At 69.7% G+C, this 19,470-nt stretch carries 23 protein-coding genes; 5 read left to right on the top strand and 18 right to left on the bottom strand.

Translation table 11 applies throughout. The annotated features are described in order from the left end of the window. Positions 1-45: 45 nt before the first annotated feature. From BN977_RS26000 to BN977_RS25980, 5 genes are all read right to left on the bottom strand, one after another. Positions 46-816 (bottom strand): sulfite exporter TauE/SafE family protein, encoded by a 771-nt coding sequence (locus tag BN977_RS26000; protein WP_024451152.1) that lies wholly within the window; start codon positions 814-816, stop codon positions 46-48. Positions 817-850: 34 nt separating this feature from the next. Next, positions 851-1,255, bottom strand: a complete 405-nt coding sequence (locus BN977_RS25995) for a DUF302 domain-containing protein (RefSeq protein ID WP_024451153.1) — start codon at positions 1,253-1,255, stop codon at positions 851-853. Between the two features lie 33 nt (positions 1,256-1,288). Next, entirely contained in the window at positions 1,289-1,558 is a 270-nt protein-coding gene (locus BN977_RS25990; protein WP_024451154.1) for a metal-sensitive transcriptional regulator, read from the bottom strand. Positions 1,559-1,634: 76 nt separating this feature from the next. Beyond that, positions 1,635-2,219, bottom strand: coding sequence for a class I SAM-dependent methyltransferase (locus tag BN977_RS25985; protein WP_024451155.1), 585 nt, complete (start codon positions 2,217-2,219; stop codon positions 1,635-1,637). Then, positions 2,216-3,415 (bottom strand): NAD(P)/FAD-dependent oxidoreductase, encoded by a 1,200-nt coding sequence (locus BN977_RS25980; RefSeq protein ID WP_036402589.1) that lies wholly within the window; start codon positions 3,413-3,415, stop codon positions 2,216-2,218. The genes BN977_RS25985 and BN977_RS25980 overlap by 4 nt, the downstream gene beginning before the upstream one ends. A gap of 197 nt (positions 3,416-3,612) precedes the next feature. Between BN977_RS25980 and BN977_RS25975 the strand changes: the two genes are divergently transcribed. Then, positions 3,613-4,404, top strand: coding sequence for a GntR family transcriptional regulator (locus BN977_RS25975; protein ID WP_036402588.1), 792 nt, complete (start codon positions 3,613-3,615; stop codon positions 4,402-4,404). Here the strand turns inward: BN977_RS25975 and BN977_RS25970 are convergent. Both BN977_RS25970 and BN977_RS25965 read right to left on the bottom strand, forming a co-directional pair. Next, positions 4,390-5,781: an MBL fold metallo-hydrolase gene (locus BN977_RS25970; RefSeq protein WP_024451158.1), complete on the bottom strand. Its 1,392-nt coding sequence runs from the start codon at positions 5,779-5,781 to the stop codon at positions 4,390-4,392. The genes BN977_RS25975 and BN977_RS25970 overlap by 15 nt on opposite strands. A gap of 24 nt (positions 5,782-5,805) precedes the next feature. After that, positions 5,806-6,387 (bottom strand): rhodanese-like domain-containing protein, encoded by a 582-nt coding sequence (locus BN977_RS25965; protein WP_036404460.1) that lies wholly within the window; start codon positions 6,385-6,387, stop codon positions 5,806-5,808. Positions 6,388-6,566: 179 nt separating this feature from the next. Here BN977_RS25965 and BN977_RS25960 point away from each other — a divergent pair, with 179 nt between their 5' ends. Together BN977_RS25960 and BN977_RS25955 are read left to right on the top strand one after the other, a co-directional pair. Further along, on the top strand, positions 6,567-6,905 hold the full coding sequence (locus BN977_RS25960) for a rhodanese-like domain-containing protein (protein ID WP_024451160.1): 339 nt from the start codon (positions 6,567-6,569) through the stop codon (positions 6,903-6,905). A gap of 1 nt (position 6,906) precedes the next feature. Next, positions 6,907-7,743 (top strand): sulfite exporter TauE/SafE family protein, encoded by an 837-nt coding sequence (locus BN977_RS25955; protein ID WP_024451161.1) that lies wholly within the window; start codon positions 6,907-6,909, stop codon positions 7,741-7,743. 155 nt (positions 7,744-7,898) lie between these two features. On the opposite strand, the gene BN977_RS25950 is transcribed toward BN977_RS25955, so the two are convergent. Then, complete coding sequence (locus BN977_RS25950; protein ID WP_036404459.1) at positions 7,899-8,714, bottom strand: COG4705 family protein; 816 nt, start codon at positions 8,712-8,714, stop codon at positions 7,899-7,901. A gap of 242 nt (positions 8,715-8,956) precedes the next feature. On the opposite strand from BN977_RS25950, the gene BN977_RS25945 reads away from it, so the two are divergent. Continuing rightward, entirely contained in the window at positions 8,957-9,256 is a 300-nt protein-coding gene (locus tag BN977_RS25945) for a hypothetical protein (RefSeq protein ID WP_024451163.1), read from the top strand. A 116-nt stretch (positions 9,257-9,372) separates the two neighbouring features. Next, positions 9,373-10,047, top strand: a complete 675-nt coding sequence (locus BN977_RS25940) for a response regulator transcription factor (RefSeq protein WP_024451164.1) — start codon at positions 9,373-9,375, stop codon at positions 10,045-10,047. On the opposite strand, the gene BN977_RS25935 is transcribed toward BN977_RS25940, so the two are convergent. The 10 genes from BN977_RS25935 to BN977_RS25890 form a co-directional block, all read right to left on the bottom strand. Next, a complete protein-coding gene (locus tag BN977_RS25935) occupies positions 10,023-11,435 on the bottom strand; it encodes a sensor histidine kinase (RefSeq protein WP_046872866.1) in 1,413 nt (470 codons plus the stop codon). The genes BN977_RS25940 and BN977_RS25935 overlap by 25 nt on opposite strands. A gap of 195 nt (positions 11,436-11,630) precedes the next feature. Next, positions 11,631-11,849 (bottom strand): hypothetical protein, encoded by a 219-nt coding sequence (locus tag BN977_RS25930; protein ID WP_024451166.1) that lies wholly within the window; start codon positions 11,847-11,849, stop codon positions 11,631-11,633. Next, a complete protein-coding gene (locus tag BN977_RS25925; protein ID WP_024451167.1) occupies positions 11,846-12,631 on the bottom strand; it encodes a COG4280 domain-containing protein in 786 nt (261 codons plus the stop codon). Before BN977_RS25925 ends, BN977_RS25930 begins: the two co-directional genes overlap by 4 nt. Before the next feature lie 18 nt (positions 12,632-12,649). Continuing rightward, entirely contained in the window at positions 12,650-13,348 is a 699-nt protein-coding gene (locus BN977_RS25920) for a phosphatase PAP2 family protein (RefSeq protein WP_024451168.1), read from the bottom strand. 86 nt (positions 13,349-13,434) lie between these two features. Then, complete coding sequence (locus tag BN977_RS25915) at positions 13,435-16,092, bottom strand: ABC transporter permease (RefSeq protein ID WP_024451169.1); 2,658 nt, start codon at positions 16,090-16,092, stop codon at positions 13,435-13,437. Next, a complete protein-coding gene (locus BN977_RS25910) occupies positions 16,089-16,808 on the bottom strand; it encodes an ABC transporter ATP-binding protein (RefSeq protein ID WP_024451170.1) in 720 nt (239 codons plus the stop codon). Before BN977_RS25910 ends, BN977_RS25915 begins: the two co-directional genes overlap by 4 nt. Then, the gene (locus tag BN977_RS25905) at positions 16,805-17,506 is read right to left on the bottom strand and encodes an ABC transporter ATP-binding protein (RefSeq protein ID WP_024451171.1); all 702 of its coding nucleotides are present in this window, start codon (positions 17,504-17,506) and stop codon (positions 16,805-16,807) included. Before BN977_RS25905 ends, BN977_RS25910 begins: the two co-directional genes overlap by 4 nt. Next, entirely contained in the window at positions 17,503-18,120 is a 618-nt protein-coding gene (locus BN977_RS32535) for a hypothetical protein (protein WP_024451172.1), read from the bottom strand. The genes BN977_RS25905 and BN977_RS32535 overlap by 4 nt, the downstream gene beginning before the upstream one ends. 143 nt (positions 18,121-18,263) lie before the next feature. Beyond that, entirely contained in the window at positions 18,264-18,512 is a 249-nt protein-coding gene (locus tag BN977_RS25895; protein ID WP_024451173.1) for a hypothetical protein, read from the bottom strand. A gap of 232 nt (positions 18,513-18,744) precedes the next feature. After that, positions 18,745-19,230 (bottom strand): DUF2231 domain-containing protein, encoded by a 486-nt coding sequence (locus BN977_RS25890; protein WP_024451174.1) that lies wholly within the window; start codon positions 19,228-19,230, stop codon positions 18,745-18,747. Between the last annotated feature and the right edge of the window lie 240 nt (positions 19,231-19,470).

Here is a 19,470-nt window from a genome sequence, read left to right as displayed (position 1 = left end):
CGCTCCTCCAGTTGAAAGGTGTTGTCTGGGAATTGATGTCGTATGTCATCGCAGCCAGAGGGTGTCGATGACGACGAAGGCGGCGACGGCGAAGACCAGCAGGGCGAACCAGCGTTGCAGCCGGTCGGTGTTGAGTCGGGTGCCCAGGTGGCCGGCGATGAGCGAGGCGACGGTGGCGGTTCCGGCGAACGCCGCGGCGATCGCCCAGTTGATGTGCAGGCCGTGCAGGTGCGAAACCACTCCGGCGGCTGAGTTCGCGGTGATGATGAGCAGTGAGGTGCCCACGGCGATCGGCATGTCGACCCCGAGCATCAGCACCAGTGCCGGGATGATCAGGAATCCGCCTCCGACGCCGAACAGTCCGGTCAGCAGTCCCACCGCCAGACCGGCCGGGATGGAGCGCGGGGCGCAGCGTCGCCAGTCGATCCCGCCGTCGGTGTCGCATGCCGTCCCGGTGGGGCCGTCGTCGCGCAGCATGCGGATTCCGGCGAGCACCATCAGCGCGGCGAATCCGAGCAGTAGCGCCGACTGCGGAAGGTGTGATCCGATCGCCGCCCCGGCGAACGTGGCCGGGATGCCCGCCGCGGCGAAAACCGCGGCTAGGCGCCACTGGACGTGGCCGACGCGGATCTTCGGGAGTGCTCCGACCGCGGAGGCGACGCCGATCACGATGAGCGACACCGGGATCGCCTGTTCCATGTCCAGTCCGACGGCGTAGACCAGCGCCGGTACGGCCAGGATCGATCCGCCGCCGCCCAAAAGGCCCAGTAGGACGCCGATGAGCGCTCCGAACAGCAGGGCTAGGGAGATCGTCATGGTCGCGTGGTGTTGGCATGACGGTCTGGGCTTGTCACGGCGAGTCGGTGAGCGCGGCGATGGCGGCGCGCAGGCGTGTGGCGGCGTCGTCGGCGACCGGTTGCAGGTCGGGTTGTTCGGCGACTTGGACCATGATCTGCGGGTCCATTGCCTCCACGTGTACCGAGCCCGGGTTGTCGGTGTCGGTTCGGACGACGACGTTGCACGGGAGCAGCAGGCCGATCTGGCGGTCCACGCCGAGTGCCTGATGGGCCAGCGGTGGGTTGCACGCACCGAGGATCAGGTAGTCCTCCATGTCCTCGTCGAGCTTCTGCTTCAGTGTCGAGGTCACGTCGATCTCGGTCAGTACGCCGAAACCCTGATCGGACAACGCCTCTCGGGTCTTGTCGACGGCCTCGGCGAACGAGGTCTCGATTGTGGTCGATATCGCCATCGACATGGTGCGTCCTCCTTGAGGTCGTGGAATCTTTGATCAGGCCAGTGCCAGGAAGAGCTTCTCCAGTTCGGCCTCGGTCAACGGTTCGGCTCCCTCTGGTGTCTCGCCGGTGAGGCACTGCCGCATCCCGGTGGCCACGATCTTGAAGCCGGCGCGGTCCAGCGCGCGCGACACCGCGGCCAACTGCGTGATCACGTCCTTGCAGTCGCGACCCTGCTCGATCATCGAGATCACGCCGGACAGTTGACCCTGTGCCCTTCGTAACCTGTTGAGCACCAGAGATATTGAATCGTCGTCAGCGATCACCGCGTGTTCACCTTCTAGGTGTCGGGCCGCCCGAGTGGCGTTGGCCACGTGTATCAAATACCCCCGTAGGTATAGGTCAAACCGCCGCGAGGGCCGCACCGGTCGTGTCGCCATCGGGTTGCGGTAGCGCGAAGCCGAGAGGGTGACAGCTGACCAGCATCGAACCGCCGGTGGGTGAAGCGGATTCGTCGCCGCCGGCGAAGTGCATGTTCAGCACGAGGCGGGTGGCGTCGGTGAGTTCGTCACCGACGTAGATCAGCGCCCCGTCGGGGGTTAGCCATCCGGCGGCACGGGTGAGCACGGCGTTCAGCGCGTTCGGCGGGAGTGTCGGGTAGGCGACGAGGACGAGGCTGACGGGGGTGTGGGGGTGCCACCAGCACAGGTCGGCGAGCTGGTAGTCGATGAGGTCGGTGTCCCCGCCGCCGCGGGCGATCTCGATGGCGGCTGCCGAGTAGTCGATTGCCTCGACGTGCCAACCCATATCGGCCAGCGCGCGGGCGTGCCGGCCGCACCCACAGCCCAGATCCACGGCGCGACCGACCGGCATCGCGGCGGCGAGCGTGACCAGCGGGCCGTAGGCGGCCCAGCAGTAGGGGTGCTCGGTGGCGGCGTAGTAGTCGTTCCACGCCGTGGCCGTTCTCGGCGCGGGTGCGGTGGTCACGCCCGCCCCTTGAGGATGAGGTTCCAGTACATCGCCGGCAACCCGTATCGCTTGAGCAGCCACATGTCTCGACGTTCGTGGGTGGTGTCGATCAAGGGGATCGAAGGCCTCGGTTTCATGGTGTAGTCGAACTCGGCGAGCAGCATCTTGTCGCGTGCGGTGGTCAGCGGACACGATGCGTAGCCGCCGTAGGACCCCGAGAGTGGGCGCCCGGCCATGCTGTCGGCGAGGTTGGCGGCGACCACGGGCGCCTGTTTGCGGATGGCGGCACCGGTTTTCGAGTTCGGCGTCGAGCCGGCGTCGCCGAGCGCGAACACGTTGTCGAACTGGTTGTGCCGCATGGTGTTCTTGTCGACGTCGACGTAGCCGCCCGGATTGTCGGCGGCGCGCAGCGGGCTGGACTTGATCCAGTCGGGCGCCGATTGGCGTGGGACGACGTGCAGCATGTCGTAGCCGATCTCGCTGGTGGTGTCGGCGGAGTTGTCGGTGACGGTCACCGTGCGGGTGCCGGGGTTGACGGTGGTGACCTCACTGTTCTTGTGCACTTCGATTCCGTAGCGCGCGACGACGCGTTCGAGTTCGTCGGAGAACTCCTTGACCCCGAACATGCCCGGCGTCGGCAGGACGAGCACGACGCGGATGTTCGACAGCACGCCTTGGCGTCGCCAGTAGTCGGCGGCCAGGTAGGCGATCTTCTGCGGCGCGCCGGCGCATTTGATCGGGCCCGAGGGCATCGTGAAGATCGCCGTGCCCGAGCGCATCGACTTGATGAGCTCCCAGGTCTTGGGCGCCAGGTCGTAGCGGTAGTTGCTCGACACGGCCGGCGAGTCGAGCGATTCGGCCATACCGGGCACGGCGGTCCAGTCGAGCTGGATGCCGGGGCACACGACGAGGTGGTCGTAGCCGACTGTGATCCCGCCCTCGGTGGTGACGCGCTGCTTCTCCGGGTCGATCTCACAGGCCCGATCCTTGATCCACCCCACCCCCTGCGGCATCACCGACGCCTGCGGCCGTGCGCTGGCGTCGGCTTTGACGCATCCGCCGCCGACCAGCGTCCACAGCGGTTGGTAGTAGTGCGTGTCGGAGGGTTCGATGACGCCGATGTCGTTGACGCCCGCGTGCCGAAGCCGCGCGGCGAGTGACACGCCCGCGTTGCCACCGCCGACGACGACGATCTGATGTCCCACTGCAGTCACTGTTCGACCTCCTGAAGTCTCGAATCGGATGTGCGCGTCCCCATCGCGACGCTGCTCGACGAGCGCATCGGCGGGATCGACCACGACAATCCCAACTTGTAGGGATGTACGTACATCCGCCTAGGCTAGCGTGTCACGGGCGGTAACGCACTAGTGCGCGTGACAATGGACGGTGAGATGGTGGCGAGGAGGCCGTGATGGTCGCGGAGGATGACCTGTCGGCGCGTGTCGACCGCAACAGTGCCCTGCCGCTGTGGGCGCAGGTGCACGCCGATCTGCTGGCGCGCATCCAGGCCGGGGAGTTCACCGAGGGATTTCCCGGCGAGCACTCCCTGACCACGAGTTACGGCGTGAGCCGGCACACGATACGTGAAGCGCTGCGCCATCTGCGGCACGCCGGGGTGTTGATCGCCGAGCGGGGGCGAGCCACCCGGCTCGCCGACATCCCGGTCATCGAACAGCCGCTGGGCGCGCTGTACAGCCTGTTCGCGGCGGTCGAGGCCACCGGCGTCTCGCAGCACAGCGTCGTGCGAGTCCTCGACATCCGGCGCGATCCGACCGTGGCGCAGACGCTGGAACTGCCCTCCGACGCGCCGTTGGTGTACCTGGAACGTCTGCGCATGGCCGGCGAGCACCCCCTCGCGCTCGACTTCGCCTGGCTGCCCTCCGAGATCGCCGAGCCGCTGCTCGAGGCCGACTTCACCCACACCGCGCTCTACATCGAGCTCGAGGCGCGCTGCGGCGTCCGGCTGACGGGCGGCCGCGAGGACATCACCGCCGTGGTCCCGGAGCCGAGCGAGGCCGAGTTGCTGGCACTCGACGAGCGCTGCGCCGCGCTGGCGATCCGTCGCCTCAGCTGTGTGGACGAGCGTCCAGTCGAGTTGCGGCACACGTTGATTCGCGCGGATCGGTTCACCGTCAGCGCCCGCTTCTCCCCCACCGAGGGCTACCGGTTCCTGACGTCGGACGCCCTGTCATTGAGCGGCTGACTCGGCGGCCGCGCACTCCCGCCACGCACCGAATCCGCCCAGCACGTCGCTGACGTCGGTCGCGCCGTACCGGCGCAACACGCTGGCGGCGACCGAGGAGCGGTATCCCCCTGCGCAGTAGACGACGGTGGGCGCGGTCAGATCGAGTTCCCCGATGCGGTCGGGCAACTCGCCCACCGGGATCGTGAGCGCTCCCTCGATGACTCCGTCGGCCGTCTCGCCGGGGTTGCGGACGTCGACGAGTTGGACGCCGGCGCCGTCGGCGATGCGGCGCGCGACGGCGTCCGCGGTCAGTCGTGAGGCGACTTCGACGTCGCCGGGATGTTCGATCATCGCGCGGTCGGGGTCGGCGAGGTGCCCGATGACGCGGTCGAATCCGATGCGCGCCAGGCGGTTCTTGGCTTCACGCTCCTGACCCGGCTCGACGATCAGTACGACGTCGACGTCGGGTCGCAGGACCGAGCCCGCGAACTGCGCGTAGCGACCGTCGAGACCGACGTTGATCGAACCGCGCAGGTGCCCTCGCGCGAACTCCTCGGGGCCGCGCCCGTCGAGGAGCACGGCGCCGGTGGCCGTCGCCGCGTGCATCTCGTCGTAGGTCATGGGCGCGGGGGGTTCGGCTTCGGCGAGCAGCCCGCGTTGCAGGCCGTTGAGCGCGGCGTCGTAGGAGAAGTAGCCGGGGGCGGGTGGCTGTCCTTCGGTGACCAGCTGGACGAACGCGTCCCTGTCGGTCGTGCGCAGTGCGTAGTTGGTCCTGCGCTGCCAGCCGATCGTCGAGCTGCGTTCCGTAGACAGGTTCTTGCCGCACGCGGATCCCGCCCCGTGGGCCGGGAAGACCCGCGTTGCGTCGGGCAGGGTGAGTAGTTTGGCCTGTATTGAGTCGTACAGCATGCCGGCCAACTGCTCGCCGGTGAAGCCGGCCGATGCCAACAGGTCGGGGCGGCCCACGTCGCCGATGAACAACGTGTCACCGGTCAGCACACCGTAGGGAGCGACCGCATCGGCGTGCTCGAAGACGACCACCGACATCGATTCCGGTGTGTGTCCCGGAGTGTGCCGGAATTCGAGGACGACGTCGCCGAGCGGGTAGCGATCGCCGTCCTCGACGGCCGTCGACGCGAACTGCGTGTCGGCCGCCGACGAGTACGCGATGGCCGCACCCGTCGCATCGGCCAACTCCAGGTGGCCCGAGACGAAGTCGGCGTGGAAGTGCGTCTCGACGACCAGTTCGATGCTCAAACCGTGCTGCTGTGCGTCGGCGAGGTACTCGGCCACGTCGCGCTGCGGATCGACCACCACCGCCCGCCCCGTCGTCTCGTCGCCGATGAGGTACGACGCGTGGGACAGGCAGTCGAGATAGTACTGAATGAACCTCATGGACAGGACCTTTCGTGTACAGCGCTAGCGGCGCGACGACAGCTGGGCGACGATCGTCTCTGCGTCGCAGGACGCGCCGCGGTTGTAGGGCAGCTTGGCCAGCATCATGCCCATCGCGCAGGTGTTGGACACCGCGGCGAAGGTAAGACCGCCGCCGATGCCCGCGGCGACCCACTTCAGTCTCGGGGCGGCGACGCTAGCCAGCACACTGCTCAACACGATGGACCCGGCCACCAGGCGGACCTGACGTTCCAACTCCCACCGCTCCCGACCCCGGTTGACCGCCAGGCCGCGACTCTCCCACGCCGTCATCCCGCCATCAAGGATGTGCAGATTCGGCAGACCCACCCCGCGCAGAGTCTCCTCGGCCTGCGCGGCGCGCTGGCCCGACCGGCACACCAACACCACATCCTCATCGAGATGACGCGCGATGTCGTCGCGATGCTCGCGCAACAGCTCCAGCGGCACGTTGTAGGAACCGCCGATGTGAACGGTCTCGAATTCACCCGGCGTGCGGACGTCCAGCACGCGCGGCGGAGCACTCGAGGTCAGCATTGCGTCGAGTTCCGAAGGGTCGATCATGGCTGCGGTATTCGAAGTCGGCATCGGAAACAGCTCCTTCACGGGGTTTGAGGCAGGGGTGGAGATACCCGCAGGGGTATGACGGCCACCGTAGCACGGGTTGCTCGCTCATCCGGATGTACGTACATTTACTACCACGGTTGGCGCGCGTACCGCACCGTGCGCAACCGCCGGCACGACTCGGTCGTCGAGAGGGAGCAGCCATGCCCAGCGAAGCACCCGACATCGACGTGACCCGCGCGATCACCATGCTCACCCGCGACGACGTGCGATTACTCGACGTACGAGAAAACGACGAATGGGCGACGGGTCACGCCGCCGACGCCGAACACGTCCGATTGGGCGACCTCGACGCGAGCGCATTCACCGGGCCCGGCACCGTGGTCGTGACGTGCCGTTCGGGCAACCGGTCCCGCAAGGCCGCCGCCGCACTCGTCGGCGCCGGCGTCGACGCGGTCAACCTCGACGGCGGCATGAAGGCCTGGGTCGAGGCCGGTCATCCCCTGATCCGCGACGACGGCACCCCCGGCACGGTGGCCTGACATGGCGTCGCTGCTCATCGCACTCGCCGCCGGAGCCGTCATCGGACTGTGTCTCGGCGCCCTCGGGGGCGGCGGATCCATCCTGACGGTCCCGGTGCTGGTGTCGCTGCTGCATATGGACCCGCACGCAGCCACCTGCGCGGCGTTGATCATCGTGGGACTGAGCGCCTTGACCGCCACCATCGGCCACGCCCGCGCCGGTCACGTCGACTGGAAGGCCGCCGCGATCTTCGGCGTCGTCGCCTCGGTGACGGCGGTCGGCGGGTCGATCGCCAACCGCGCCGCCGACCCGGATCTACTCATGGTGGCCCTGTCGGTGGTGATGCTGCTGGCCGCCGGCGCCATGCTCTACCGGACCCGGCGCACCGCCGCGGAGCCGGATGTCGCCGAACCGTCTGGCGGGCAACAGGGTTCGGGTGGCACCACCACGCTCACCCGCACCGGTAACCGGACCCGCGCCGCGGCCCGGATCGCGCGGGTGCTTGCCGTGGAGCTTGTCGTCGGGTTCCTCACTGGATTCCTCGGCGTGGGAGGCGGATTCCTCATCGTGCCGGCACTCGTTCTCGCACTGGGTTTCTCGATGCCCGTCGCCGTAGGAACCTCACTGGTGATCATCGTCATCACCACCGCCGGCGCCTTCGCCGAACGCATCGGATCCATCACCGTCGACTGGCACGTGGTGCTTCCGTTCACCGTGGCCGCGATCGCCGCATCGTTCTTCGGCACGCGCATCAGCGAACGCATTTCGCCCACTGCTCTGACGCGCGGTTTCGCCATCGCGTTGATCGCGGTCGCCGCGTTCGTCGCCGCCGACACCGTGTTCGCGCTACCGATGTAGACGCGGCGGGTACACCCGAGTGACTGCCGACGCCGATCGGAAGGACATCCCATGTGGGACAAGCGCTCCGACATGATCGTTCCTTCAGTCGTCATCACGGCACCTTTCTCGAAGGCATCGCCGACCGGTGGTGCGTGGCGCCTGCCAACACCCGGTCATCGTGCACCGATGGTGATGAGGTCGCCATTGGGTTGCTGGGGTTCCCCGGTGCGGCGGTGAACGGGTTCGGGTAGCGGCGTCAGCGGGTGGCGCCGGATGTGAACGATCTGGTAGACGATCAGACCGATCAGTACCGCCAGCAGCGCCGCTGAGGTCCACATGGTGCCCCATTGCAATCCGCCGTGGTCGCGGGGCTTGCTGAGAAAGTCGCCGAGGGTGGCGCCCAGGGGGCGGGTCAGGATGAAGGCGATCCAGAACAGGATCATGGCGTTGATGCGGGTGAAGTAGTGTGCGGCAAGTAGTGCCAGCATCACGATGCCGAGAAGGATTGCGCTGTCGCGGAATCCGAGTCCGACGCTGTCGGCGAGGAAGTCGCCGCTGGAGGTGCCCAGGCTGTTGGAGAACAGGATGGCTACCCAGAACAGCAGTTCGCCGCGCAGCGTTGCGACGTTCTCGACGTCGAGGGTCTGCCCGCTGCGCCACCAGATTACGAAGACGACCGCCAGGCCGGTGGTGAGGATGGCAGCGCCGCCGGTGTAGCCGATGCCGCCGGTGCGGTTCATCAGGTCCGACAGGGTGGTGCCGGCGGTGCTGGACAGGGCGATCACGGTCCAGAACACAGCGGGGTGGAACCGGCCAGCCTTGAGCTGGCAGATCACGGCGACCAGGAACGCGGCCAGGAAGATCGCGGTGCTGACGAGATAGCCGACGTGCAGGGTCTGGGCCAGCAGGTCACCGCCGGTCTCACCCAGGGTGGTGGCGGCGATCTTGAGCGCCCAGAACAGCGCGGTGACGTGGGGCAGTTTGCGCATCACCCAGCGCACTGGCGAAGGCGATGGCTGTGCGGGTGCGCCGCGTGCACCGGTGTCGGCGAGTGAATTGTGCTGTGGGGTCGGTTCTTCGGCTGATGTGCTCACGGCGCACAGCGTCGAGGGCGGCTGCTGAGACCCGGCTGAACGGCGCTGAGGTCGGGTTCAGCGCACCTCAGCGCCGTTTCAGTCGTGCCGGTGCACGGTGAAGGGTGTCCGCTCGACGACGAGAGAAGAGAACGAAAATGAAGCGTTTCGTCATCACCACCATGACCACAGCGGCGTTGGCCGGGGCCGCGGTCGGGTTGGCCGGCGCGGCTACGGCCGCAGCCGCGGCCCCTACCTCACCCGACGCCGTCATCCACCAGTTGGAGGCCAAGGGCTATGAGGTCGTCGTCACCCGGACGTCGGGCAACGAATCCGGACCCTGTTCGGTCGCGGCGGTGCGTCCCGGCCAGACCTTCACAGGCAAGAGCAAGGAGATCCACGGCGTGCAGAGCCCTGTCACGGTGCACAAGACGATGTACGTGGACCTGCGGTGCTGACCGCCGACGCAGCCCGATTCAGCGTCGGTGACGCCGTGGCCGCGACGACCCGGGGCGCTGCCCGGCCGCGGTCTGCTGTACTGGAGCAACCGGTCGACGACCAGCTGGAGGTCACTGTGCGCATTCTGCTCGTCGAGGACGAGCCGCGGCTGGCCGAACTGATCCGCCGCGGCCTCGTCGCCGAAGGATTCGTGGTGGAAGTGGCCGGGGATGGGCGCGTCGGATTCGACGAGGCGCTCGGCGGCGGCTTCGACGTCCTGATCCTTGACATCATGCTGCCCTCGATGAGCGGCTACGACATCGTGCGCGAGTTGCGCAAGGCGCAGGTGTGGACACCGGTGTTGATGCTGTCGGCCAAGGACGGCGAGTACGACCTGGCCGACGCGTTCGACCTGGGTGCCGACGACTATCTGATCAAGCCGTTCTCGTTCGTGGTGCTGATCGCACGGCTACGAGCGCTGCTGCGCCGCGGCGCGCCGGTGCGCCCCCCGGTGCTGCGCGTCGATGACGTCGAATTGGATCCCGCACGTCATCGGGTGAGCCGTGCGGGTGTGGAGGTGGAGTTGACGCCGCGGGAGTACGGGGTGCTGGAGTTCCTGATGCGCCACGCCGGGACGGTGGTGACCAAGCAGGAGATCCTGCAGTCGGTGTGGGATGTGAACTACGAGGGTGACGACAATATCGTCGAGGTGTACGTCGGCTATCTGCGCCGCAAACTCGATGTGCCCTTCGGCGCGCAAACCATTCACACCGTGCGTGGGGTCGGTTATCGGATGTCGGCGGGCGCATAGCTGTCGGTGTCGGCGGCCAGCGTGACGGTGACACAGGCGCCGCCGCCGGCCCGTTCGCTGATGTCGACGGTGCCTCGGTGGGCGGCGACGATCTCGGCGACGATGGCCAAACCGAGTCCGCTGCCGCCGGCGTCGCGGGTGCGGGCGGCGTCGAGTCGCACGAAGCGTTCGAAGACCCGCTCGCGTTGGTCGAGCGGGATTCCCGGTCCGTCGTCGGCGACGGCGATGACCGCGGTGTCACCTCGGCGTTGGCAGTGCAGTTCGACGGTGCTGCGGGCGTGGCGGGCGGCGTTGTCGACCAGGTTGCGCACCATGCGCGCGAGCTGTCCGCGGTCACCGGTGACCCGCGCGGCGCCGATCCGCGCCTGTACGCTCAGCTTCGGATCTGCCTGCAGCCGTGTGGTTTCGGCGTTGAGGATGTCATCGAGGTCGACGTTATCGGCGCGCACGCTCAGTTGGTGTTCGTCGGCGCGGGCCAGCAGCAGCAGATCGTCGACGAGGTCGCGCATGCGTCGCGTTTCGGGGATCAACGACTCGTCGACGAGTTCGGCGTCGAGCATCTCGGGCCGGTTGTGGGCCAGCTCGAGGGCGGTGCTGATCGCCGATAAGGGGCTGCGCAACTCATGGGAGGCGTCGGAGATGAACCGGCGCTGCGCGGCGTGCCCGGCCTGCAAGCGGGTCAGCATCCGGTTCATCGTCTGCGCGAGGTGGGCGATCTCGTCGCCGGACGGCGGGACCGGGACCCGTTCGTCAAGTTGTTCGGTGGAGATGGTGTCGACGCGGGCGCGGATGCGCTCCACCGGGTCCAGCGCCCTGCCCACCAACAGGTGGGTGGCCCACGCGACCAGCGCCACGACCAGCGGTCCGCTGATCGCCAACATCAACCCGACGGTGCCGACGACCGTTTCGACGGGTTCGCGGTTACCGCCGACGAGCACGGTTACCGGCCCGGCCGGTGTCGCAGCGCCACGGGCGATCACCCAGTAGTCACCCCGCTCGGCGGGCAGCTGGACGCGTCCGACGGTCACCATCTGTCCGGCCGGCACGATCATCTCCGCCAGCGGTGTCTTGGGGGCACCGGCGGACGCAAGGCGTAGCACCCCGCGGTCGTCGAGGACTTGGATGACGCCGATCTGACCGTCGGTGCCCAGTAGTCCCGGATCCAGTTCGGCGGGGCCGTCGGTGCGCAACTGCTCGACGAGTTGCCCGGCGCGAAGCGTCGCGGCGGCCTGAGTCGACCCCTGCAAGGTCTGGTAGAGCACGATCAACATCGCCGCCGATGCGACACCGATGCCCAGAGTCACCACGACGGCCGCCGCCACGGTCGAGCGGGTCCGCACCGACCAGCGCGACAGCCTTCCCACCAGAGGTTGTGATCGGGCCGCCATTACCTTCGCCCGCCACTGTGCGGCGGCGATACGACGGGTGACGGCACGGTGGTGTCTCCTGACGGTGAAGGGTTCGTGGGGAGGCCGGCGCTTGTTGCCGACGTGGGCGCGCCGGCCGGGCGTCGTGATCATCCATCGTTCGTCATCGTCGACCACGCGGCGTTCATTCGTCCGATTCGCCTGGGTGCGGGTTGCCTATCGGTGGGTTAACCGGTCTCGGGCGGCGCGGTAGACGCTGGCCGCCAGCAGCGCGGTGACGGCGATCACGATCAACGGCCAGGCCGGCGCGTGGGTGGTGCGGCTGAGCGCCGCGGTCAGTGCCAGCGCCGCGACGACGCCGACCGCGACGCGCCAGTCGTCGCCGATGGCGAATCCGTACCAGAAGGCGCCGATGGTGCGTAGCCGCCCGATCACGGCTCGGTCCTGGCGGCGGTCGGCGCAGTGGTGGTGTCGACCGCGGGGCCACGTCCGGGTGCTCGGCGCCGGATCAGCGCGACCAGCACCAGGGCGTAGACACCGACGGCGGGGATCAGGACCAGCAGGGCGAAGTCGGATCCGGGCCAGTGCGCGCCGGCGCCCTCGGCGGCCCAGTACATGCCGAAGGCGGTGAGCATCACCCCGACGGCGAACTTCATCGTGTTCTCCGGCACCCGCGTCAGCGGTGCGCGGGCCACCAGTCCGGCAACGGCCACGACCAGTACCGCGGCGGCCGCCGCAGCGGCGGCCAAGGTCACGTTGTGTTGGTTGCTGCCGATGCTGAGCGCGATGAACACCACTTCCAGGCCCTCTAGGACCACCCCCTTGAACGCCAACGTGACGCCGTACCCGTCGATGTGCCAGCCGCGCCGCGCGGGTGCGTGCTGCGTTGCGGCGGCCATGGTGGCGGCGAACGCCGCGGCCTCGTCGTGGCGCGGTTTGTGCCCGCCGGCGCGCAGGATCGCCTTGCGCAGCCATTGCAGCCCGAACACCAGCAGCAGCGCACCCACGATCAGCCGCAGGATGCCGATCGGGATCGCCGTGACCGCAGGGCCGAGGGCGGTGATCAGCACCGCCAGCACCAGCAGCCCGGACAGTAGCCCGGTGCCGGCCGAGCGCCATCCGCGGGACAAGCCGGCGGCCAGCACGATGGTCAACGCCTCGACGGCTTCCACGGCGCAGGCCAGGAACACCGCCACGAACAATCCCCACGAGCCCATGGGTCTCCTTTCCGATCCTCAGCTGGCGTTGGTGGGCACGGCAGTCTGAGTCGCCGATGTCCCGGCGGCGCCCACCGGGTCCATCACGCGCTGGACGGCGAGGTGGGCGAGCACCACGGCCGCCGCGCCGAGCAGCAGCCCGCCCACCACGTCACTGACCCAGTGCACTCCGAGATACAGGCGGGTGAAGCCGACCGCGACCGCGGCCAGAGCGGCCACCGCCTCCATCACCGCCCGTGTGGTGCGGCCGCTCCGGTGGCCGGCGACGACGGCCAGCGTCCCGAGCAGCGCAAGGGTTCCGGTGACGTGGCCGGACGGAAACGATCCATCGGTCTCGGCGATCAGTTGCACCGCAGCCGGCGGGCGGTGCGCACCGACGATGAGTTTGGTCAGGGTGCTGGCCGCACCGGCACCGGCCAGGGCGCCCACCATCACCAGCGCCGGGCGCGGCGACCCGCTGCGCCACCACACCACCGCCCCGGCGAGCACGGCGAGCACGCCGGTGCCCACGGGACTGAACACGGTGGTGATGATCAGCGCCCATGTCGTCAGGGTGGGGCTGCGGTGGGTGAGCATCGTGTTCAGCACGGTGTGATCCAGGGCGGTGCCCGACCGCGCCTGATGGGCCACCAGGCCCAGCCCGGCGAACAGCGCCAGCAGCATCCCGGCGAGCAGCACAGCGCGGGTGGGCCGCCCGCGCACGGTGAGGGGAGTCATGGTCGCAGGGTCGTGGGCTGCCGCTGAGGATCCGCTGAACCGCCAGGTCGGAGAGACCGGCGATGCGTGCGGGGCGGGTGTGAGGCTCACTGGTCGCGGATGAGGGTGCGTGCCGGGCGCCGGGTGAACAGCAGAACCGCGCACGCGCTGACAGCGCCGAGCGTGCCCACGGTCACCAGCGCGGTCGCCCCGAGGTAGGGCCAGGGGACGGCGACGGTGTCCGGCGGCGGGTCGAACACCCCGGACAGCACCTTGACCAGCATCATCGACAGCACCGCCCCCAGCGCCCCGCCGGTGAGGATCCCGGCGCCGGTCACGATGGCGGTGTCGCTGAACACCAGGGCGCGCAGGTGGCGGGATCGGGCGCCCAGCGCCGACATCAGGGCGAACACGCGTCTGCGCTCGGCTAGCCCGAGGCCCACCACGAGCGCGCCCGCGCCGACGGCCAGCACCAGCGCAAAGGACAGTTCGACGCGCGTCAGGCCGGCCAGGTCCACCGCGGTCAGACTGGATCCGACGTCGGCGCGCACCGTGGCGATGTCGGTCACCGTCGCCGAGGCTCCCGTGATGGCGCGGATGCGTGCGGCGACGGCGGTGGTGTCGTGGCCGCCGGTGTCGACGAGGAACACGTTGGGTGCCGGCGTGCCGGTGTGGGCGGCCAGGTAGTCGGCGTTGGCGACCAGGAAGCTGTCCTTGGGGGCGGTGGGGAACTCGGTGACCACACCGGCGTAACGGAAGGTGACCGGGCGGGGTTGGGAGGTGGAAGCGTCGACGAGGCGTAGGGTCACCGGGTCGCCGGGCTGCAGTTGGAAGTCGTGCACCGTCTCGGCTGACAGCAGAACCGCATCCGGGGTCCTGGCCAGGGTCCGCATCGCCGCGGCGGCGCCCGATTGCGGGAAGTAGGCGTCCTGGAGCGCGGTGGCGCGGGTGATGGTGTCCGGTTGTATCCCGTAGAGGTCCTGCAGGTCGTTGCCGATGTAGGCGAATCGGTGGGCCATCGGTTCGACCGCACGCACCCCCGGAACGGCGGTGAGCTGATCGGTGACCGCGGCCGGAAGCGGGGTGGGGGCGGTGACGGTGACGTCGGCGCCGTTGGTCAGCTGGGCGTCGACTTCGGCCTGCTGGCGGTAGGTGGCGTTGAACGTCGCGGTGGACGTGGCGAACGCGACGGCCAGGGCAAGCATGACGATGCCGCGCACCAGGGGTCGGCGTGCCCGCGACAGGCCGGCGGCGATGGTGCCCGCCAGTTCGCCGGTGACCGGGCGCAGCGCGGCCGCGATCAGTGGGCGGCCGCGCCCGAGCAGCAGATCGGCCAGCCGCCAACTCAGCAGCCCCGCACCGATCCACAGCAGCGCCGGTCCGGCGAAGGCCCAGTAGGACACCGAGATCGCGGGCACCCCTTCGGGGGCCAGCACCAGTTGGTAGCCGCGGCCGGTGGTGGCGTAGAACACCAGCGCCGCACCGGCCAGGAAGACGGCGTCGACACCGAGGCGCGCCCAGATCGGCAGGGTCAGCGCACCGATGCGGCCGCGACCGTCGGCAACGGTGCGCCCGCGCAGGTCACGCCAGGCCGGCAACAGCACCGTCGCGGCCGCCACGGCGATCCCGGCAGCCGCGGCGACCGCGGGCCAGCCCAGCGCGGCGGCGATCGTGGTTCCGAATCGGGGCGACCCGAAGGCCAGGGTGTTGACCACCGCCGCGCCGCCCAGCCCGGCGAGCGCGCCGAGCGCTCCGATGCTCGCCGTCTCGGCGGCAGCCAACACGAGCAGTTGGCGAGTGGTGGCGCCGCGGGCGCGCAGCAGCGCCTGCTCGGCGCGGCGCGGCCCGGCGGCGGCGGAGGTCACGGTGGCGGTGAGCAGGGCGGCCAGCACGGCGCCGGGCAGCCCGAGGAACAGGAACAGCACGCGGGCGTAGGCGGCGTCACTACGGGCGGCGTCCAGCGCCGCCCCCAGATTGTCGCCGACGAGCACGGAGCCGGCGCTGCGGGCTTCCAGGTTGCGCGCCGCGCCGCGCACCGTCGTGTAGGCGGCGGCGGGATCGGCGGGCAGGTCCTGGGTGCGTCGCAAGTGGATCTGAGTGGACACCAGATCCGGGCGCGGCCCGGCCAGCGGGTCGAACAGGGTGTGCCACTGGGGTTCGGGCAGCAGGACGACGTTGTCCGGTGGTGCCGTCGGTTGTGCGGCCGGTGGGGCCCCGACGGTTTGGAACAGTGAATTGGCTTGGGGCAGTTCGACGATGCCGGCGACGCGCACCTCCGCCGCGGGCAGCCCTGCGCGCCCGATGGTGATCTTGTCGCCAGGGGCGGCGTGCAGGTTGGCCGCGGTCTGCTGGGCCAGCAGCACTCCGGTGTCGGCGCCGGCCAGCGTGCGGATCTCGCCGGGGAACAGCTGCCGGTAGGTGTCGGGGATCCCGAGCACGACACCGGGACCGGTCTGTTGGGTGCTGCCGCCGACGGTGGCCGACACGCCGGTGGTGTGGGCGAAGCCGACCGGGGCGCTGGCCGCGACACCGGCCGTGGAGGTGATCAGGTGGCTGGCCGCGGCGGTGTCGGCGTTCGGGGTGAGTTGGACTTGCCAGTCCACGGCGACGCTGCGCACGGCGCGCTCGGTCATGGTGGCCTGTGAGGTGGCCAGAAACGAGCCCAGGGTGGCGATCAGCGCGACGGCGACCGCGACGCCGGCGGCCGCACCGAGCAGCCGGGTCGGTTGGCGGCGCAGCAGCCCGGCTAGCCACACAGTGATCATCGCCGAGCCTGCTCGGTGGTGGTGATGCGCAGCCGGCCGTCGCGCATCGCCCACTGGGTGGGCAGTCGGCGGGCGATCAGCGGATCGTGGGTCGATACGACCAGCGCCGCCCCGAGGTCGTCGGCGGCGGCCAGCAGAACGTCCATCACCAGCGCCGCGGCGGCGTGGTCGAGTTGCCCGGTGGGTTCATCGGCCAGGATCAGCGGGGGCGCGACGGCCAGCACGCGAGCGATCGCCGCCCGTTGGGCCTGCCCACCGGACAGGGTGTCGGGCAGCGCGGCGGCCAGGGCACCGATCCCCAGCCGGTCCAGGGCGGCGCGGGCGCGCCCGGTGGCCTCCGCCTCGCCGTGTCCGGCGAACAGCAGCGGCAGGGCGACGTTCTCGGTGACGTCGAGGTTGGGCACCAGGCTGCGGCCCTGGAACACCAGCCCGGCCGCCAGCGGCGGCGCATCCACGTCGGCGGGGGGGCGCCAGACGCTGCCGGAGGTGGGGTCGTCGAGCCCGGCGAGCAGATGCAACAGGGTGGACTTACCCGATCCCGACGGGCCGGTCACCGCGATGCGGTCCCCGACGGCCACCGCCGCGGTGACGCCGCGCACAGCGACCACGGTGGCCGCACCGATGCCGAAGCAGCGGGTCAGCCGCTCGATGCGCACCACCGCGGCATCCTCACCAACCGCAGCCGACCGCGCGGGGGTGTGTCGAATGCTGGTCACGGCACGACCTGCCCGTCGGCCAGGGTGATGATGCGGTCGGCGGCCGCGGCCACGGCCGGGCTGTGACTGGCGATCAGGATCGCGGTTCCGGTCTCGGCGCGGGCGCGCAGCACGGCCAGCACGTCGGCTTCGGTGGCGGTGTCCAGTTCGCCGGTCGGTTCGTCGGCCAGCACCACCACCTGGTCGTTGGCCAGCGCGACGGCCAGCCCGGCGCGGGCCAGCTCCCCACCCGAGAGCTCTTCGGGGTAGGCGGAGGCGCGGTCGGCGATGCCCAGCGACCCGAGCAGCACCGCCGGGTGTGTTCGCGCCGAGCCGCCGGCCAGGCGTTGCACCAGCGCGAGGTTCTGCTCGATGGTGAACGGCAGCAACAGGTTTCGTTCCTGATACAGCATGCCGACGTATCGAGATCGTAGCCGGGCGCGGTGCTGTTCGGGTTGGTGACTGACGCGCTGCCCGGCGACGACCACGGTGCCGCCGTCGGGTTCGTCCAAGCCGGCCAGGCAGGACAGCAGGGTGGATTTGCCCGACCCGGACGGGCCGACCACGGCGACCAGCTCGCCCGGATGCAGGGTCACCGACACCCCGCGCAGCGCCAGTGTCTCCTCCTCGCCGGCGCGGAAGAACCGGTACAGCGAGGTCGCTTCCAGCACCGGAGACGCCGGCGCGGGTTGGACCGTCGTGAGTTCCGGCGCGGTCATCGCTGCCACGCGAACGAGTCGGTGACGGTGCGCCACGGGTCGACGGTGTCTGAACCGGCGGGCGCGAACAGGGTGATTACTACGCCGCGGCCGTTGTGCGCGTACTCGTAGCGGGCGACGTCCTGTCGGATCGACTTGCCGGTCACCGGGTTCGGCGCGGAATCGGCCTGATAGCTGATCTGGATGACCGGGCCGGCGGTCCGTTGCACCGTGGTCACGTCGCCGCCTGCGAAGCCCGCTGTGCGGGAGGCGATCTCAGGAACCTCGACGGTGCGGGCGTAGGCTTCGGTGGGCTGGTAGAACCCGTTATGGGGGGCCACGGTGATGCTGTTGTACTTGTCGGTGAAGGTGACCGTGGTTCCGGAATCGGTGCGCGCCCAGCCTTCGGGATACTTCAGCGTGTAGGACCCGTCGGCGGCGGTGTAGGCGACGAAGGCCTGGTTATCGGGAATGTCGCCGGGCGGGTTGGATTCGGTTACCGACTGCGCGGCGCCACTGGGCGGCGGTGGTGTCGACGGGCCGGCGGCCCGACCACCGGTAGCGCATCCGGCGGCCACCGCCGCGACCGCGACGCCGCCGGCCAGCGCCGTCAGCACGGATTTGATGACGGTCATGGTTTCTTCCTCGATTCGGCTGGATGGGGTGTCGCGGTGCGGGAGCGATATCACGGGATGCGTGTATCGGCGTCCCGCACCGCGACAGGGGCACCGACTGCCGGGCCCGTGGTGACCGGGCCGTCGTCGGCGTAGGGGCGTCCTCAGCAGGGGGCGTCGGGGACCTCGGGTCCGGCCTGGTCGCCGTCTTGGACGTTGTCGGTGTCCGGGGCGCCCGGCTGATCGGGGGTGTCACCGGGTTCGGGGGCGTCGCATTGCTCGGAGGCTGCCGGTGGCGGTGGGGGTGGCGGCGTTGGTGTGGCGTGCGCCAGCGCCGTGCCGGCACCGCCGATCGTCACCGCCGCCGCGAGGGTGCCGATCCCGGCGAGCAGCCGCTGTCTGGGGTTCATCATGTGTGGGTGTCCTTTCCTTTTCGGGTCAACCCCAGCGGGGCTGATGTGACCACGGTGCTCGCGACCGGCTGAACGTTCGCTGTGCCCGGCTGAAGACGACACCGCTCGCCTGTCGTCAGCGCCGAGCAGTAATCGCGACACGCTAAAAACGTTGCTGTGCAACGGGTTCGATGTCGAACACTGCCGCGGTTCCACATCGACGGGCCGGACTCAGCAGTGGTGGCGGAACGAATCACGACGGGTCCGCCGGTGCGGTCGCGGCGATCTGGTCCGCCCAGGCGGCGCGGGCACCCGAGTCGCCGATGCGATAAACCTGAATGACCGAGCCCACGCCAATCAAGACGGTCACGGCTGCGACCGCGATCCGCACCGCCAGCCGCGTGGGCGTTCGGAACCGCTCCCAGAGGTGAATACCCGCCACCAGCACAGCACCGACGACCAGGGCCACCGCGACGTAGCTCATGGAGTCACCCAGTCGGGCGTGTACCGCGACGTCGGGCGGCGCGCCCAACCTGTCCTGCAGCCATTCACCGGCGTCGATGGTCAGCGGAGTCAGCGCCGCCACGGCGACGGACAGGCCAACCGCGAGCCAGACCGCCCGTCGCCGCGCCGCCGGCCACACCGCGCACAGCATTAACAGCAGCCCGGCGAGCGGGGCGAGGGCGACGACGAGGTGAACCAGTAGTACGTGGGCGGGCAGTCCGCCGATCGTGGACACGGAAGTTCACCACCCTCGGACAGCTGCGCCGACCCGCGCCCGGTGTGCACGTCGGCAGCTGCGCCCTCCGGGGCCCGCCGCGACACAGCGCCCGCCCTTGCACCGGCGTCGCCACCGACGCGGGTCACGGAATTCGGCGAGGTCGCTCGCGGGTACAGGAAACTGCGCGTAATCGTATGAGGTTGTCACGGTGGGCACCCTGCGCCGAGACGGCTGAGGAATCGCTGAACGCGAATAAAG

The organism is Mycolicibacterium cosmeticum (assembly GCF_000613185.1).
GTDB lineage: Bacteria > Actinomycetota > Actinomycetes > Mycobacteriales > Mycobacteriaceae > Mycobacterium > Mycobacterium cosmeticum.
Note: the sequence above shows the minus strand (reverse complement) of the source record. Positions and strands in the feature narration are given on the sequence as shown.

Bases quoted from the DNA above. Each gene is read 5' to 3' on its own strand.
- BN977_RS26000 (WP_024451152.1), bottom strand. From the start codon at position 816: ATGACGATCTCCCTAGCCCTGCTGTTCGGAGCGCTCATCGGCGTCCTA.
- BN977_RS25995 (WP_024451153.1), bottom strand. From the start codon at position 1,255: ATGTCGATGGCGATATCGACCACAATCGAGACCTCGTTCGCCGAGGCC.
- BN977_RS25975 (WP_036402588.1), top strand. From the start codon at position 3,613: ATGGTCGCGGAGGATGACCTGTCGGCGCGTGTCGACCGCAACAGTGCC.
- BN977_RS25970 (WP_024451158.1), bottom strand. From the start codon at position 5,781: ATGAGGTTCATTCAGTACTATCTCGACTGCCTGTCCCACGCGTCGTAC.
- BN977_RS25965 (WP_036404460.1), bottom strand. From the start codon at position 6,387: ATGCCGACTTCGAATACCGCAGCCATGATCGACCCTTCGGAACTCGAC.
- BN977_RS25960 (WP_024451160.1), top strand. From the start codon at position 6,567: ATGCCCAGCGAAGCACCCGACATCGACGTGACCCGCGCGATCACCATG.
- BN977_RS25955 (WP_024451161.1), top strand. From the start codon at position 6,907: ATGGCGTCGCTGCTCATCGCACTCGCCGCCGGAGCCGTCATCGGACTG.
- BN977_RS25950 (WP_036404459.1), bottom strand. From the start codon at position 8,714: ATGCGCAAACTGCCCCACGTCACCGCGCTGTTCTGGGCGCTCAAGATC.
- BN977_RS25945 (WP_024451163.1), top strand. From the start codon at position 8,957: ATGAAGCGTTTCGTCATCACCACCATGACCACAGCGGCGTTGGCCGGG.
- BN977_RS25935 (WP_046872866.1), bottom strand. From the start codon at position 11,435: ATGGCGGCCCGATCACAACCTCTGGTGGGAAGGCTGTCGCGCTGGTCG.
- BN977_RS25925 (WP_024451167.1), bottom strand. From the start codon at position 12,631: ATGGGCTCGTGGGGATTGTTCGTGGCGGTGTTCCTGGCCTGCGCCGTG.
- BN977_RS25920 (WP_024451168.1), bottom strand. From the start codon at position 13,348: ATGACTCCCCTCACCGTGCGCGGGCGGCCCACCCGCGCTGTGCTGCTC.
- BN977_RS25915 (WP_024451169.1), bottom strand. From the start codon at position 16,092: ATGATCACTGTGTGGCTAGCCGGGCTGCTGCGCCGCCAACCGACCCGG.
- BN977_RS25905 (WP_024451171.1), bottom strand. From the start codon at position 17,506: ATGACCGCGCCGGAACTCACGACGGTCCAACCCGCGCCGGCGTCTCCG.
- BN977_RS32535 (WP_024451172.1), bottom strand. From the start codon at position 18,120: ATGACCGTCATCAAATCCGTGCTGACGGCGCTGGCCGGCGGCGTCGCG.
- BN977_RS25895 (WP_024451173.1), bottom strand. From the start codon at position 18,512: ATGATGAACCCCAGACAGCGGCTGCTCGCCGGGATCGGCACCCTCGCG.